Here is a 16,492-nt window from a genome sequence, read left to right on the forward strand (position 1 = left end):
AAACAGAGTTCTCCCCAGATCTGAAGTTTTTATAAATCTATAAATTCAATAAGATGAAAAAAGTTGTAATTGCAGACCATCACCCCATAACGAGAAAAGGTACAGAAGTGTTACTGGATAGCACAAATGAATATTCAATAGTCGGAAAGGTTTCGCGCGGGTCCGAATTGCTGAAATGTTTGGAAAAAGAGCGCCCCGATATTTTGATATTGGAGCTGAACATACCGGAAATCAATGGTTTTCATGCACTTCGGAGTATCCGGGAGGAATTTCCCAGAACGCGAATTGCTATTTTTTCATCACATCCCGAAGAAATTTACGCATTGCGCTCCATAAAATCGGGGGCTGCCGGATATATTCCAAAAACATCTTCAGAAGTAGTTTTTCTTCAAGCCATAAAGCGGATTGCAACCGGCGGCGTGTTTTTGAACGAAGAGCTTACGGCTGCCTTCAACAACAAGTCTGTTAACGACAACACCATTATGGGACGCTATAAAAAACTTTCTGCAAGGGAGATCGAGGTCCTGAACTTACTTTCCAACGGAAAACGCAACAAAGACATCGCTACGCTTTTGGAAATAAACGAAAAAACCGTGAGCACCTATAAAACACGTTTGCTGAAAAAATTGAAAGTTACAAGCCTGGCCGAATTGATAAACCAAGCCCGAATGTTCCAATTCAATTGAGCTAAAGTACTCTGTTTAATTTATTGGAAAGCACTTTTTTGAGGCTTATATAATCTACAATTTCCTGTAAGCCAGACTCCTTTTCCGGATTGTCCTCCTGCTTCATCGCCTCAGAAAGTTCATTTATTTTCTGCGAAACCAAATGCCGGCGCAGATTGAGAATGGTCTCGCTCACCATTTGGGCAATGGTCTGCTCCTTTACCTTCACATATATTTCCTTTCGCTCCCAGTTGCTGAGCGAATACCTTTCCTCTTCCATCAAAATGTGGGAGACCGAAGATGCCATTTCGGGTTCCAATTCGTTTATAAAAGTTTCGGCTTTGGCTTCGGGGTTTTGATTGTATCGGTTAACTACTTCAAAGTAAAGCTCTTTGAAATTTGGATCCATAAACTCAATTTCATCTTCCTGCAGATCGAGGTATATTTTTTCAAAAACACGCGACTTGTGGATTTCCGGCTTTAAGGTAATCTCTCCTTTTTCGTCAGCTTCCAAAATCAATTCCTCAAAATCCTCTTCCACGTTGCCATAAAGAAGCAATAACTCAATTAATTTTTTCTCCAGCTGAAACTGTACATTTACCTTTTCAATCTTATTCTCCGTAGAAATTACTTCAAAAGCTTCCTGCGGAACGATCGCTTTTTTAGATGCATCTTTTTTTTCCTTCTGAAATATCTGCGCCAGGGTATTGAAAAGTACTTGTTCCGAAATATCCATAATCCGCGAACATTCCTTTATATACACTTCGCGCTTTATCACATCGGGGATTTTGGCGATGCTGTTTACCATATCGTGGATGGTCTCGCTCCTTTTTATAGGATCGTTCTTTGCTTCATTTGCAAGCAAAGAAGCTTTAAAAGTGATGAAATCCTTGGCGTTTTCTTCAAGATAAAGCGTGAGCTCTTCCAATGAATTTTTTCGCGAAAAACTATCGGGATCCTCGCCTTCGGGAAAGGTGCAGATTTTCACGTTCATGCCCTGCTCCAAAATCAAGTCGATACCGCGTAACGAAGCACGAAGGCCTGCTGCATCGCCATCGAACAACACGGTTATGTTTTTGGTAAGCCTATTGATTAACCGGATTTGCTCGGGCGTCAAGGCTGTTCCCGAAGAGGAAACCACGTTGTGGATGCCCGTTTGGTAAAATTGGATAACATCGGTATAGCCTTCAACCAAATAGCAATTGTCCTCTTTGGCAATGCTTTGCTTGGCGTGAAAAATTCCGTAAAGCACCTTGCTCTTATGGTAAATGTCGCTTTCGGGAGAGTTTAAATACTTTGCCGCTTTTTTATCCGAAGTTAAAATCCGCCCTCCAAATCCGAGAGTGCGGCCGCTCATACTTAAGATGGGGAACATGACCCTACCCTTAAAGCGGTCGAATTGTTTTTCTTCCTTTACAATGGAAAGCCCTGTTTTTTCGAGGAATTCAAGTTTATACCCTTTTTTGATGGCGTGACTGGTAAAGGCATCCCAAGAATCCGGCGAATAACCAAGTTCAAATTTTTTGATGGTTTCATCGGTAAAACCTCTTTCCTTAAAATAGGAAAGGCCGATTGCTTTGCCCTCTTCGGTTTTGAGCAAGGTGTTGTGAAAATAGTCCTTTGCAAATTCGCTTACCAAATAAAGACTTTCACGCTCGTTGGCCTGCTCCTTTTCTTCGCTGGTCTGCTCCGTTTCCTCTATCTCGATTCCGTATTTTTTTGCCAAAAATTTGATGGCCTCGGGATAGGTGAAATGTTCGTGCTCCATTAAAAACGAAACCACATTCCCCCCTTTTCCGCTACTGAAATCCTTCCAAATTTGCTTAACGGGACTTACCATAAAACTCGGCGAGCGCTCATCGGTAAAGGGACTGAGCCCTTTATAGTTGCTGCCGGATTTCTTCAACTGCACAAAATCGCCGATTACCTCCTCTACGCGGGCGGTTTCAAAAACATTGTCTATGGTAGTTCGGCTTATCAAGTTTATTGGCGTTGAGTGTTAAGGGTTAAGGGTTAAGGGTTAAGGGTTAAGGGTTAGGCGTTAACCGTTATTAGTTTTCAATTTGTAAAAATAGGAATATTAAGAATGAAAAACCCACAAGGTTTTGGAAACCTTGCAGGTTAATTAACAAACGAATAATGAAACGATACTTGGCTAATCCATATCAAAACGCAGCCCGAGGGAAACGTTGCGTTGTTCCATTGGATTGTTTTTGAAAATGGTATTGAGGTCGTACTTGGCATACAGCGCTACGCCTTGCCACCCTATGTAGCCGCTCAGGCCGTAAATGAACTGATTTGTGTTGTAATTTCCCTTTAATTTTAGTTTTCGGTCCTCGCCATCCTCTTCAAACTTTAGTTTTTGGCGGGCGCCGAGGTTGATTCCCGCATAGCCCCCGAGACCTACTTTTATTTGATTGTCGGTGGAATAGCGAAAATAATTATCGTGTTCTAACTTTTTTGAGGGGCCAAATTCAAAGTGGATTGGCACCACCAGATTGTCCATTCTAAATTTGGATTTATCCAGCTTTAAAGGATAGTTTTGAAGCTCGGTCCGTTCGCCCGTATCTACATAATAGCGGTTATCGGTAGGCTTTAAACCATTAAATTGAAACGACAGTCCATATTTAATACGAAGCCAATTGGTACTTTTGAATACACGGGTCTTCCACGCCCAACCGAGCTCCGCAAAACGGCTGCCGGCCACTTTAAAGTCTGAATCCTGCAAGGACTCGCCTTCGGTAATTGCGTTGTTGAGTCCAAAAGCGAAAACAATATCTGAAGTGGTACGCCTGTCGTATTTGCGTTTTTTGTTTTTCGGGCCAATATAGAGCACGTTGTCGTTTTCATTGTTTTTCCCCGAAGAACCTATTCGAATGATCAAGCCACTATCTTCATCATCTTCCATATTTCCGTTTCGTTTTAGCAGTGCAACTTTATTATCAATAATTGCCAAGCGGTTTTCAATGTTCAGCGCACGTTTTTCAGCTGCCTCTTGTTTTAAGGTTTCGGCTTCGGCTTCGGAAATAGCCTCACTTTGCAAACGGGCGTTTATGTTTTCAACATCGGCTTTTAAGGCATCTTTTTCTTCTTGGATTATTTTTTCCTTTAGGTCGGTAAGTTGCTCAATGGCTGTCTGTGTGTCGTGATCCGTTTCCTGCGCTTGGGCATAAATCCCCGCAAGTAACCAGAGGGCGAGCGCGGTGGTAAATGTAATTAGTTTCATAAGTGTTCGATTTTTTGATTAATGATGATGATGAATGTTTATTGTTTATTGTTTATTGTTTATTGTTTATTGTTTATTGAAAATTGCTAATCGTTTCTTTCTGAAACAGCTGTCCGCACTTTTTGAAAACCTTCGCCCAGGGCGTCAAAAACCTTGTCGCGGAAACTTTTTTCCAGCTCCCATTCCACATCCTGCAAAAGTGCGGTGGCATCCACTTTTTCACTGTTAAGGATACGCTGTGTTTGTATCTCGCGGCGGGCATTGGCAAGTAGTGCTTCCACTTCGGTGGCGGTAACTTCGGCGTTGTCCTGCTGAAGTTTTTTTACGGATGCAACAACCTCATCTACTTTCGTATTAAAAATTTGGTCTTCTTTGGAAAGCACAGTTTTTTCGGTATTTACGGTTTGTTCTAATTCCGTATTGGTTTGTACGGCAATAGCATCGCGCTTTTCAATCCTTTTATCGATTGCGGATTTCTTTTGCTGAAATGGTTTCGGCTCAATATTTGGTTTCTGCGTTTCCGAGGCTTTCTTTTTTGAAGCTTTGCTTTCCGTTTTTTCAGAACTATTTTCTTCCGAAGCAATTGTTTCACTGTTGGAATTATTCGGAATAATTTCCAACTCCGTTTCCGTCGCGGGTGTTTCAAAGTTTTCATTCACCACTTGGTTTTTCACTTCCGAAGTATTTCGGTTGAATAAAACAGAGGCCAAAATCAAGAGACCCACAAAACTTGCGGCAACATAATACCACAGCAGGGTTTTCTTTTTAGGCTGCTCCGCATCCAGTTTTGCCTCCAATTTTTTCCAGGCATTGGCGGAAGGTTTCATTTCCCTCGCCTCCAGTTTTTCGCGAATATTGTCTTCCAGTTTATAGGGTGCCATAGCTTAGATTATTTTGTTGTTTAACCATATTTTGAAGCATTTTGCGGGCCTTGAACAGTTGTGTTTTTGAAGTGTTTTCACTTATCTGCAACAGTTCGGCAATTTCGCCGTGCTTATAGCCTTCCACCGCGTAGAGTACAAAAACCGTTTTGTAGCCGTCGGGCAGGCTGTCTATCATTTTTTGGATTTCATTCGCTTCCAGTTCGGTTTCAATAAAGGTGGCGTGCTCACTGGTGTTTTCTATTTCCTTTTCCGAAATGAAATGCAACTTTTTGTCTTTCCGAAGTTGGGAGATACTTTCGTTCACCATAATTCTTCGTATCCAACCTTCAAAACTGCCCTCGTTTTTAAAATCGTTTAAATGCGTGAACATTTTGAAAAAGCCCGAAAGCATAACTTCCTCCGCCAAATCGTTATCTTTCAAATATTGCCTGCACACGCCCAGCATTTTAGGCGAAAACATTTCAAACAATTGATGCTGCGCGCGACGATCGCCTTTGGACGCTTTCGCTATCAACTGTGAATAGTTTTTATGTAAGGGTATAATTTTCAAAATACGCTTTGCTGTTAAAGGCTTCTATTTTAATAGACGCAGGTTTTTGAAAAATGGTTGTCTGATGGGGGGAAAAGTTTCAAGTTTCAAGTTTCAAGTTTCAGGTTTCAAGTTTGAGCATGCCTGAATAGCATTGACTTTTTCAGCAATCAAAATTTTATTGCGTACTGAATACTGAATATTGAACACTGACCACTGAACACTATTTTTTCCGGTCAATAACGTAATTCACCATCAATTCCAATGATTCTTTATAGGGCGAAGCGGGATAAGATTCAAGGATTTGCAGGGCTTGTTGTTGGTACTCCTTCATTTTTATGACGGCATAGTCAAGCCCGCCGTTGTCTTTCACAAAAGTGATGACTTCTTTCACGCGCTGCTTGTCCTTATTGTGATTTTTCACCGAATTGATGAGCCACTTTTTTTCTTGGGAAGAAGAATGGTTTAGAGCATATATTAAAGGTAGCGTCATTTTTTGCTCCTTAATATCAATGCCCGTGGGTTTGCCGATATGTTCAGTCCCGTAATCGAAAAGGTCGTCTTTTATCTGAAAGGCGGTGCCAATGAGCTCGCCAAATTTGCGCATTTTTTCCACCTCCTCGTCGGGCGCCATTACGGACCGGGCACCCATGGAACAACAAGCGGCAATTAAGGTGGCGGTTTTTTGGCGGATGATTTCAAAATAGATTTCCTCGGTAATGTCGAGCCTTCGGGCTTTTTCTATTTGTAGCAGTTCACCCTCGCTCATTTCGCGCACGGCTACGGAAATTATTTTTAATAAATCGAAATCGTCGTTGTCAATGGAAAGCAGCAAGCCTTTTGAAAGCAGATAATCACCTACGAGCACGGCAATCTTGTTTTTCCAAAGCGCATTTATGGAAAAGAAGCCACGCCTGCGGTTGCTATCGTCCACCACGTCATCGTGTACCAGCGTTGCGGTATGGATAAGCTCGATAACGGAAGCGCCGCGATAGGTGCGCTCGTTCACCTGCCCATTGCCCGTCATTTTCGCAATGAGGAAAACGAACATGGGGCGCATCTGTTTTCCCTTGCGGTTTACTACGTAGTGGGTAATTCTGTTGAGAAGGGAAACTTTGGAAGACATGGAGGCAGAGAACTTTTTTTCAAAAAGTTCCATCTCGGTTTCAATGGGAAGTTTGATGCGCGAAACTATCTTCATAAAGGCTCAAAGATAGTTAAAATGCTGAATGGATTTTATAATTGGTTGACGTAAGACGAAAAGACATAGGACGTAGGACTCGTTCTGGGAGAAAATTATTCCTTTAACGTAAGCTGAACTTGTTTTTGTCCTACGTCCTATATCTTACCGTCCTATGTCCTTTTTCACTGCTTGTTCGCCAACTGCCCGCAGGCGGCATCGATGTCTTTCCCTCTGCTTCGGCGGACGGTTACGGGAATTCTGTCGTGTTCCAAGGCTTGTATATAATCATCGATCACCGTAGAAGAAGCCTGCTGAAAATGGCCATCGTCAATGGGGTTATATTCAATAATGTTTACCTTGCACGGCACGTATTTGCAGAACGTAACGAGCGCCTCAATATCTTCCCACGTATCGTTTATATCCTTCCAGACAATGTATTCATACGTAATCTTACGTTTGGTTTTGCTGTACCAATACTCCAAGGATTCACGCAGATCTTCCAACGTAAAGTTTTTGGCAAAAGGCATAATCTGTTCCCGCGTTTCTTGAATGGCAGAATGAAGTGAAACCGCAAGATTGAATTTTACTTCGTCATCGGCCAATTTCTTTATCATTTTCGGCACGCCGGAAGTGGAAACCACAATGCGTTTTGGCGACATTCCCAAACCTTCATCACTGGTTATTTTCTCAATGGATTCCAGTACGTTCTTGTAGTTCATCAGCGGTTCGCCCATTCCCATAAAAACAATGTTGGAAAGGGGTTTGTTGTGATATAGACGGCTTTCTTTATCGATGGCCACTACTTGATCGTAGATTTCGTCTGGGTTTAGATTGCGCATTCGTTTCAGCCTTGCCGTAGCGCAGAAGGTACAATCCAAACTGCAGCCCACCTGACTGGAAACACAGGCAGTGGTCCTCTTTTTTGTGGGAATCAAAACCGATTCCACCACCAAGCCATCGTGCAGTTTTACGGCGTTTTTGATGGTGCCATCATTGCTCTTCTGAAAATGGTCAACTTCTATATGATTTATTACAAAATTATCCTTTAGATGTGCCCGGGTTTCCTTGGAAAGATTGGTCATATCGTCAAAACTATGGCTGGCTTTGCTCCACAACCATTCGTAAACCTGCGTTCCCCGAAAGGCTTTATCACCTATGCTGACAAAAAAGTTTCTAAGTTCTTCTTTTGAAAGTGCCCGTATGTCCTTTTTTTCTGAAACCATCGTGCAAAATTAGGGTATTTAAAGTAAATAAGCCCCTTTCCGTTTCAGAATAGAGGCTTAACTCATAAATAGAATTATGGTTTATTTTTTTATGATAATCTTTTTAGTGATGGAATCCTTGCTGTCTTCATCCTTCAAATAAAGAAAATAGACCCCTTCCGAAAGCTTGTCAACGGCAATGGTATTCATGGTATTTGACAAGGAACCGGAATGGATGCGTTGCCCCATTACGTTACTAAATACATACGATAAATGCGGATACCGATTGTTCATTACTGTAATGGTTGTACTTGCAGGGTTTGGATAAATCTTAAGGTCGCCAATTAATTCAAAATCTGGCGTGTTCAATAAATTTTGAAGCGTTTCCACAGTGGTATGTCCCATATTGGTTGGGTCGAGCCAATCCTTCAAACGTGTTTCGGGAGAATTTCCATTATTCCAAGAAACGCCGAATCTGCCGTAAATGTCATAATCGCCATTGTTTTCCAAACCGGTACAGGCAGATTGTCCGGCATATAATTGACCGATAAGTCTTCCGTTTTGGTCAAAGAGCGGCGAGCCGGATGAACCGCTTTCGGTTGTCCCTATTTCCCAACCGTTTCCAGAGCCGTGGGTGCCGCCACCTATCAACCATACTTGAGTGCCATTGGCGTCAACTTTCTGCGCCCCGGAATCATCACGGCATATTTTCATAATATCACCGTTTGGATGATGTATTCCCACTTCAAACAGCGGATTGGCATCAGAATTATCCCAGCCTGCAAACGCAACGTCCCATGATCCTGGAATGGGGTTAGAAAGTTCAACCAATGCAAAATCGCTAGCACTGTTTTTGGCCCTTAATTCGGCACCACTTACTGTAAAATTCGTCTGTAAATTGCCACTATCTTCGCCCGTTGCGCATACTGGCGTTGGACTTACCCAATTAAAGCGCACAGACCAAAGTGCCGGATTACTATTCTCCAAACAATGGTTTGCTGTCAGCAAATAAGGGGTTTTGTCGTTTAAGGCATTGTTGATAAGGGAGGCAGAACACAAATGGCCATTGCCCAAATTGAGCAGCGCGACCGCTTTCTTTACCAAGTCTTTCTTTTGGTCAAAATCATTTCCGATGGGGCAATTAACGTCATAATTACATGCTCCCGAATCATTCAATCCGCGATTACTATCCATAAGCATATTTACCCTTCCCATTCTGTAACCGTGAATAACGCTTTCAATATTAAGTCGCGGCGAACCTTGGATTCTTGGGGGTTGATAGTATTCTATCCAAATAATATCGCCCTCTACGAACCAAGTACCCAGCTGACCTTCGCTTGAGTTTTGGTCGTTTGTAAAAGTCGAGATAATATCGGTATGATCGTCGTTATAAAGTTGGAGCCGAGAACCCCTTGGCAAATAGAAATCGTCAAAATTTACACTTAAGTTTAGTGCCCCAGCTGATTTTATAGTGGCTTGCCAAATTTTCCCCCCATCGGGCAAAACAGTCCAAAGGCCACCGTGTTGCATATTTAGGCTTAAAGGAATTTCAATACCATAACGCCAAGGAAGGGTTTTATCCAAATCATTGATGCTGTCTTGTTGAACTATATTTTCAAAGTCTAAAGCTGGAAGCCCAATAATATTGGGCACCACCTCTAAATTCAAATTCCAACTTTCGGGAAGGTTGTTTCCTCCCCCTTGTGGAAAGGCGGTAAAAATGGCGAATAGTAAAATGAAGAAAAGCGTAGTTTTTTTCATTCCAGTTGATAGTTATCCATAAATAAGGATGACTAAGGTAAATTTTTATTTTGACATTTGGAAACCAAACGCTTATAAAAAAATTTGACCTAAGACAAAAGGACCTGCCTGTCGTGCCATGGCAGGCAGGCGTAAGACGTAGGATTAAAACAATTTTTATTTTGCTTTTAACCAAAGCTATATCTTGTCTTACACCCTATGTCTATTATAAACGATTTGGATAAAATAAAAAAATCCCGATTTTCATCGGGATTCATTAGCGTATATCTGAAGCTTATTAGATAATCAACATGGCATCGCCATAGGTGTAAAACCTGTATTTTTCCTTAATGGCTTCGGCGTATGCTTCCTTTATAAAGTCGTGGCCCGCAAAGGCGGAAACCATCATCAACAAAGTGGATTTTGGCGTGTGGAAGTTAGTTACCATCGCATTCGCAATACTGAAATCATACGGAGGAAAAATGAATTTATTGGTCCATCCGGTATAAGCATTTAACGTATGGTTCGAAGAAACCGAGCTTTCCAAAGCGCGCATGGCGGTTGTACCCACTGCACAAACGCGTTTTTTCTTTTTAATACCCGTGTTTATAATATCTACCGCGTCTTGGAGAATGCTCATTTCCTCCGAGTCCATTTTGTGCTTTGAAAGATCTTCAACCTCAACAGAACTGAAGGTGCCCAAACCAACGTGAAGCGTAACTTCGGCTATGTTTACGCCTTTGATTTCAAGACGCTTCAAAAGGTGTTTTGAAAAGTGCAGCCCAGCAGTTGGCGCGGCAACAGCGCCTTCGTTTTTTGCGAAAATGGTCTGGTAGCGTTCTGCATCTTCTGGCTCCACTTCTCTTTTTATGTATTTTGGAAGTGGGGTTTCTCCCAATTCGGTCAATTTATTTCTGAATTCTTCATAAGAACCGTCAAAAAGAAAACGGAGCGTTCTTCCACGGGAGGTTGTGTTGTCAATAACTTCGGCCACGAGGGTTTCATCCTCTCCAAAATACAATTTGTTGCCAATCCTTATTTTTCGAGCTGGATCAACCAAAACGTCCCAAAGACGTGTTTCTGGATTTAATTCCCTCAAAAGGAAAACTTCAATACGCGCTCCTGTTTTTTCTTTGTTACCGTAAAGACGAGCGGGAAAAACCTTGGTATTATTGGTTATCAGCACATCATCCTCTTCAAAATAATCAATAAGATCCTTGAACATTTTGTGCTCAATGGTCCTATCTTTTCGGTTTAGCACCATCAAACGCGATTCATCGCGGTTTGGAGCTGGATATTCGGCCAATAATTCCTCTGGAAGGTTAAAGTTGAAGTTTGAAAGTTTCATTCCCATAATTCGTTGTGTCTATTTTATGATTGTTCGTATAGTTTGCAGTCGGTTTAACGTATGACCAATGGACATAAGACATATGACTAAAACCTTGTAATAAACTTTTGTCCTACGTCTTAAGCCATAAAGTCTTAAGTCGTTTCAAAAGGGTGCAAATATACGACCGTGAAACAGGCGATGTCAAGTAAATGAAGGTTTTATTTTGTTGTTTGTTGCTCGATGCTAAATGACGGGTGCTTGAAGTGCGCCAATTTTAGAAAAAACGAAGTTGAAAACTCTAAACTTTTAAACTCTTAAACTTATAAACTTATAAACTCATAAACTCATAAACTCATACACTCATCGACTAATCAACTCTAAACCAATTCCCATTTTCTGAATATCTTCCCAGAAATTGGGATATGATTTTGAAACCACTTCGGCGTTGTTGATGGTGAGTTCAGTTTTTAAGGCCAACGGCGCAAATGCCATCGCCATGCGGTGGTCTTGGTAGGTTTCAATGCTTGTGTTGCTATTTATTTTTGTAGCCTTTTCCAAACTTAGGGAATTGTCATCAACTTGAATGGTTGCGCCCAATTTTTCCAATTCGTTTTTTAATGCCAAAAGTCTATCGGTTTCCTTAATTTTTAAAGTGTGAAGCCCGCTGAGCTTGCAACTTATACCCAATCCAAAACACGTTACGGCAATGGTCTGTGCCAAATCTGGCGTGTTTGACAGGTCGAGAAGCAAAGAATCTGGCAGTTCCGTTTTCTTTTTTGAAAGTGAAATGGTGCCTTCGGAAGAATCAAAAATAGTCTGTACGCCCAAAGAATCGTATATCTGTACCAATGCGGAATCGCCCTGCAAACTTTCCGCAGAAAAGCTGCTGAGGGTAATCTGGAGATCGTCGGAAAGTGCCACCAAACTGTAAAAATAGGAAGCTGAGCTCCAATCAGATTCAACAATCATTAGTTTGTCATTGACGTTTTCCGCGGAAGAAATTGTAATTGAGCTTTTGCTGAAATTTCCTTTAATTCCTATATGCTTCAAAAGTGAAAGCGTCATTTCAATATACGGCACCGAAGTGGTTTTTCCTTCCAAGGAAATTTTTAGCCCGTTGGGAAGCATTGGCGCAATAAGCATTAGTGCAGAAATGTACTGACTGCTCACATCAGCTTTGATTTTTACCTCTTCTTTCTGAAGTTTTTTTCCTGTTATTTTTAAGGGCGGAAAACCTTCGTTTTTAAGATATTCAATATCGGCACCCAGACTTTTCAGCGCATTTACCAAAATACCAATGGGGCGTTCCTGCATGCGTTGGCTTCCCGTGAGGTTTATTTCGGCCCCTTCCTTTGCTGAAAAATAGGCCGTCAAAAACCGCATTGCCGTGCCCGCGTGATGGACGTCAACGGTTCCATTCGTAATTTGCAACCCTTTTTGAAGCACCACGGTGTCATCGCTCTCGGAAAGATTTTCTATGGAAATATTTGGGAATTGCGCCTGAAGGATCAACATCCGGTTCGATTCGCTTTTGGAACCGCTGATGTTGATTTTTACATTTTTGTTTAGAGAACTTCTGCGTTCAAGAATGGCTTTCATCGGCCGGACTCTTTTTCCTTTAGTTTCGCACGAAACTTTCCAAAGGTTACGAAAAAACCATATACAAAGCCTGCAAGCAGCAATGTGAGTATAAACATCAACGGGTTTCTTTCGGTGAAATAGGCCAATTCAAAACCCTCAATCGCCCATTTTATCAAAGCGAAAAGCACCGCAAAAGCCACTGCCAACGAGATTACAGATTTCCAAAAGCCTTTAGTATTTATTACCTTCTTGAACATTTATTTCAGTTTTTCATTGCCGTGGTGCCTGTCGTGGTCGCGTTTTGTTTTCAGCTCCAGTTTTTTGTCAAAAGCTTCCTGAAGGTCAACGCCCGTTTGGTTGGCCAGGCATAAAACCACGAACATTACATCGGCAAGTTCCTCGCCCAGGTCCTTGTTTCTGTCGCTTTCCTTTTCGCTCTGTTCGCCATAGCGACGGGCTATGATGCGCGCTACCTCGCCCACTTCCTCAGTGAGCTGAGCCATATTGGTAAGCTCGTTGAAATAACGAACCCCGTGCTCCTGTATCCAGGCATCAACTGCTTGTTGTGCGTTTTTGATATCCATCGTTGTAGCGTTAAAAGTAAAGATAAAATATAAACTTTTCCTATTGAAGGTTGTGTTTTAAAAGAATTTTAGTCTTGTCCAGTCTGGCAACGGAACGGAGAAAATCCCTGAAATTTTCGTATTCCGAAGGCGGATATTCCCCTTTGTTTATTGTTAACTTACGGGTATAGGTCAATTTGTTGTCTGATGATATATTAAAATCGATTTGATATTTTCCGAATTTGGTTTTTAGTACGGTTGCCTCTGGAAGACCCTCAATCGTGAAATTATCAGGGATTTCCACGGTTACCGTATCAACATCGATAGCGCCATTGGCTATATAAAGATTTTGTTTACGGCTTTCTATTCGCGGAGGAATGTATTGGTTTTGATTGAAAATATTGGCACAAAAAAGATAATCGCTTCCTACGGGATTTGCATAATTTGGGATATTGAGGGATAATTCTTCCGTAAATATCACTTCTTCCCTGTTATTGTTTAGGTTTATATCTGTAATTGAAAAGCCATTGATGTAATTCCACTTCTTTTTGTAATGCCCCTCCAGGTCTTCCTGTTTTTCTTTTGGAAGCAAGTAGTCATCGTCATATTGAAGCCCCTTGGACACACTTTTGAGCGTTGCGGTTACATTTCCATTGGCGTCCACACTAACGTTGGCGGTATTTTCCTGGGTGTTCTCTTCTGTCTCGTACATTTTGGTATGTGCAATTTTACCGCCTTCGGGGGTCATTATTATTACGTCCCGATCATCTGTAAAATCACCCATATAGCCATAAGGTTTATCCTGGCTGGTACACTCCAACCAAGTAATTTCATCGCCGTCCGGAATCCCGAGGATTGCGTGGTTAAACCATAGGAACGCAAAGTCCTCTTCAATAGGTATTTTATTGTTTCCGGCGTTGACCAACGTATAATAAGCAGGCACGTCCACGGCTTCCAACAGGGCCTTGGTATAATTGGTCAATGCCTTGCAATCGCCGTAGCTCAACTTATCCACCTCTGACGCCGGCATAGGTTTCCAGCCGCCAATCCCAATCTGTATGCTGATATAGCGCACTTTATCCTGGACAAATTGATAGATTTTTCGGGCCTTCCCTTCATTGGTAGTTTCATTGGCCACAAGGCTTTTTACGCGTGCCAAAGTTCCTTCGGGCAAATCGCCCACGTCAGAAAGCAAGCTCTTGTTTACCCAGTTTCCAAATTGTTGCCAATCGGCACTGGAGCCAGCGGAGCCTTCCAACATAAAATTATTTAGGGCAAGGGTTACATTCGGCAAAATCCTATCGCGGGACGGACTGTGCTCCTCATACCTAATAGCCTGTAGATTGGAAGCCGAGAATAGCAACTCGTCAGGCCCTTCGCTAATGGAGATGTTGTATCCATCCAGATTATTGGGTTTGTATTTCGGTTTATTTAAAGGGTCGAATTTTATTTTCAAATTGTACTTCAGTGTGCTCTCGGCAAAGCCTTTTAAGGGATACCACGGTTTAAAAAAGGCCGTATTTCCGGTTTCGGTCTCACTCTCAAAAACTGCGATGTAGGGATAGGTGGTTGGCGTGTAGTTTATGCCCATCATCCGGTCATCGCTGTACATGCTAATGCCGGTGCGGCTTACATCCTTAAAATCCTTTTTTTTGAAATGTTCAATTTCCTTTCCAAGGGCGTTATAGATTTTAACCTCAATATTCTTGACGCGTGAATTTGAGTCGTAATATTCATAAAGCCGCGTATCGCCATCGCCAAGTTTGTTCAGTACGGCAATAACACGATGCGTTTTTTCCTTCATTTTCCCAACGTCGGTCACGTCAATTTCAACCAACTCATCAATCAATACACTGTTGGAGTATTCAGTCAGTTCTTTAGGGATAGCTGCTATGGAAAAATCCTTTTGGGAATAAATATGCGCCGTGCAAATAAGAAATGCAAAGCAAACAAGCTTTTTCATGAAACCAAATAATTGCTTGGCAATATATAAAATTTTTGAAAGGTTAAGAAAAAGTTAAAGAGATTATTCTCTTTTTTTTGAATCGATCCAGATCGTTACCGGCCCGTCATTGATTAGGGCGACATCCATCATAGCCCCGAAGCTTCCCGTTCGCACTTTTCTATTGGTTTCATTTTCAAGCTGAAGCACGAATTTTTCGTAGAGCGGGATGGCGGTTTCGGGCTTAGCGGCATTTATAAAGGAAGGGCGATTTCCTTTTTTGGTATTTGCGTGAAGTGTGAATTGGCTTACTACCAAACAATCGCCTTTAACATCTTGCACCGAAAGATTCATTGCACCATTTTCATCTGAAAAAATCCGCAAACGGGCAATTTTTCCCGCCAACCAGTCAATGTCCTCTTGGGTGTCCGCATCCTCGATTCCCAATAGAACAAGAAGTCCCTGATCTATTTCAGAAAAAATCTTTCCTTCAATAGTTACGGATGCTTTTTTTACTCTTTGTATCAGTGCGCGCATAAGCCCCCTCCGACTCCCCCAAAGGGGGAGAGTTGTTGCGTTATAATTGTTGAATTCTTGAAAACCATAAGATCCGCGTTTAAGTTCCCCCTTTGGGCCTGCCTGCCGGCGAGGCAGGGGTTAGGGGGCCGTAGATATCTTTTCGGAAATGATCCTCCTCGCCTTCCAAAATCTGTAAATAGCTTTTATAGCGCGACCACGCTATTTCCTCGTTTTCCAACGCTTTCTTTACCGCGCATTGGGGTTCTTCCAGATGGAGGCAGTTGTTGAATTTGCAATTTTCCTTAAGTTCAAAAAACTCCGGAAAATAATCGCCCAGTTCCTCCTTGTCCATTTCCACCACGCCAAAACCTTTGATTCCTGGCGTGTCTATTATCTGCCCACCAAAGGAAAGATCGAACATTTCGGCAAAAGTGGTTGTATGCTGGCCCTGCGAATGTTGTTCTGAAATTTCCGAAGTCTTTAAATCCAAGCCGGGCTCTATGGCGTTGATTAAAGTAGATTTTCCCACCCCGCTGTGGCCGGAAAACATCGTTACTTTATCTTTCATTATGGCTTTTACCTTATCAATATTCTTTCCGGTAATTGCCGAAATCCCGATACACTCGTACCCTATCTTTCGGTAAAGTGCGGCAAGGAATTTTATCTCTAATAATTCGTCTTCGCTATACGTATCAATTTTATTGAAAAGAAGTACTGCTTTAATGTGATAGGCTTCCGCAGTAACCAAGAACCGATCGATAAAAGTGGTAAAGGTTGGCGGGTTATTCAAGGTAATCAACAGAAAAGCGACATCAATATTCGCAGCGATGATGTGGGTTTGTTTGGAAAGGTTTACCGATTTGCGGATGATGTAGTTTTCGCGTTCGTCAATGTGTTTTATGACGCCGACAGTTTCGTCGCCCTTTTTTTCAATATCAAAATCTACGCGATCGCCCACTGCAACTGGATTGGTGCTTTTAATTCCTCCAATACGGAATTTGCCCTTTATACGGCAATCGTAAAATGTGCCATTTTCCGCTTTCACGGAATACCAACTGCCGGTAGATTTATAGACGAGGCCTTTCATTATAATTCAAGATTCAACATTCAAAATTCAAGATTCCACAT

Annotated in this window: 15 protein-coding genes; 1 reads left to right on the forward strand and 14 read right to left on the reverse strand. The window is 41.9% G+C overall.

The window, feature by feature from the left end:
- The first annotated feature begins 53 nt into the window (after window positions 1-53).
- Window positions 54-686, forward strand: coding sequence for a response regulator (locus tag POV26_RS08305; protein WP_272856009.1), 633 nt, complete (start codon window positions 54-56; stop codon window positions 684-686).
- Between the two features lies 1 nt (window position 687).
- Here the strand turns inward: POV26_RS08305 and dnaG are convergent, their stop codons facing one another.
- The 14 genes from dnaG to rsgA all read right to left on the reverse strand — a co-directional run bounded on the left by dnaG (window position 688) and on the right by rsgA (window position 16,451).
- Window positions 688-2,646, reverse strand: coding sequence for a DNA primase (gene dnaG / locus POV26_RS08310; RefSeq protein ID WP_272856010.1), 1,959 nt, complete (start codon window positions 2,644-2,646; stop codon window positions 688-690).
- A gap of 174 nt (window positions 2,647-2,820) precedes the next feature.
- Window positions 2,821-3,891, reverse strand: coding sequence for a porin family protein (locus POV26_RS08315; protein ID WP_272856011.1), 1,071 nt, complete (start codon window positions 3,889-3,891; stop codon window positions 2,821-2,823).
- 86 nt (window positions 3,892-3,977) lie between these two features.
- The gene (locus POV26_RS08320) at window positions 3,978-4,772 is read right to left on the reverse strand and encodes a hypothetical protein (RefSeq protein ID WP_272856012.1); all 795 of its coding nucleotides are present in this window, start codon (window positions 4,770-4,772) and stop codon (window positions 3,978-3,980) included.
- Window positions 4,759-5,325 carry an RNA polymerase sigma factor gene (locus POV26_RS08325; protein ID WP_272856013.1) on the reverse strand — a complete coding sequence of 189 codons (567 nt, stop codon included), beginning with the start codon at window positions 5,323-5,325 and terminating at the stop codon, window positions 4,759-4,761. The genes POV26_RS08320 and POV26_RS08325 overlap by 14 nt, the downstream gene beginning before the upstream one ends.
- Before the next feature lie 202 nt (window positions 5,326-5,527).
- Window positions 5,528-6,505, reverse strand: coding sequence for a polyprenyl synthetase family protein (locus POV26_RS08330; protein ID WP_272856014.1), 978 nt, complete (start codon window positions 6,503-6,505; stop codon window positions 5,528-5,530).
- A gap of 164 nt (window positions 6,506-6,669) precedes the next feature.
- Complete coding sequence (gene rlmN, locus POV26_RS08335) at window positions 6,670-7,710, reverse strand: dual-specificity RNA methyltransferase RlmN (protein WP_272856015.1); 1,041 nt, start codon at window positions 7,708-7,710, stop codon at window positions 6,670-6,672.
- Window positions 7,711-7,791: 81 nt separating this feature from the next.
- Window positions 7,792-9,450 (reverse strand): T9SS type A sorting domain-containing protein, encoded by a 1,659-nt coding sequence (locus POV26_RS08340; RefSeq protein ID WP_272856016.1) that lies wholly within the window; start codon window positions 9,448-9,450, stop codon window positions 7,792-7,794.
- Window positions 9,451-9,727: 277 nt separating this feature from the next.
- Window positions 9,728-10,777, reverse strand: coding sequence for a tRNA preQ1(34) S-adenosylmethionine ribosyltransferase-isomerase QueA (gene queA, locus POV26_RS08345; protein WP_272856017.1), 1,050 nt, complete (start codon window positions 10,775-10,777; stop codon window positions 9,728-9,730).
- A 342-nt stretch (window positions 10,778-11,119) separates the two neighbouring features.
- Window positions 11,120-12,358 (reverse strand): 3-phosphoshikimate 1-carboxyvinyltransferase, encoded by a 1,239-nt coding sequence (locus POV26_RS08350; protein WP_272856018.1) that lies wholly within the window; start codon window positions 12,356-12,358, stop codon window positions 11,120-11,122.
- The gene (locus POV26_RS08355; RefSeq protein ID WP_272856019.1) at window positions 12,355-12,597 is read right to left on the reverse strand and encodes a hypothetical protein; all 243 of its coding nucleotides are present in this window, start codon (window positions 12,595-12,597) and stop codon (window positions 12,355-12,357) included. The genes POV26_RS08350 and POV26_RS08355 overlap by 4 nt, the downstream gene beginning before the upstream one ends.
- A complete protein-coding gene (locus tag POV26_RS08360; protein WP_272856020.1) occupies window positions 12,598-12,924 on the reverse strand; it encodes a nucleotide pyrophosphohydrolase in 327 nt (108 codons plus the stop codon).
- Window positions 12,925-12,964: 40 nt separating this feature from the next.
- Window positions 12,965-14,866: a DUF3857 domain-containing protein gene (locus POV26_RS08365; RefSeq protein WP_272856021.1), complete on the reverse strand. Its 1,902-nt coding sequence runs from the start codon at window positions 14,864-14,866 to the stop codon at window positions 12,965-12,967.
- A gap of 63 nt (window positions 14,867-14,929) precedes the next feature.
- Entirely contained in the window at window positions 14,930-15,382 is a 453-nt protein-coding gene (gene dtd / locus POV26_RS08370) for a D-aminoacyl-tRNA deacylase (RefSeq protein WP_272856022.1), read from the reverse strand.
- 79 nt (window positions 15,383-15,461) lie between these two features.
- On the reverse strand, window positions 15,462-16,451 hold the full coding sequence (gene rsgA / locus POV26_RS08375) for a ribosome small subunit-dependent GTPase A (RefSeq protein ID WP_272856023.1): 990 nt from the start codon (window positions 16,449-16,451) through the stop codon (window positions 15,462-15,464).
- Between the last annotated feature and the right edge of the window lie 41 nt (window positions 16,452-16,492).

The sequence above is a fragment of the Aequorivita todarodis genome (assembly GCF_028561335.1).
GTDB lineage: Bacteria > Bacteroidota > Bacteroidia > Flavobacteriales > Flavobacteriaceae > Aequorivita > Aequorivita todarodis.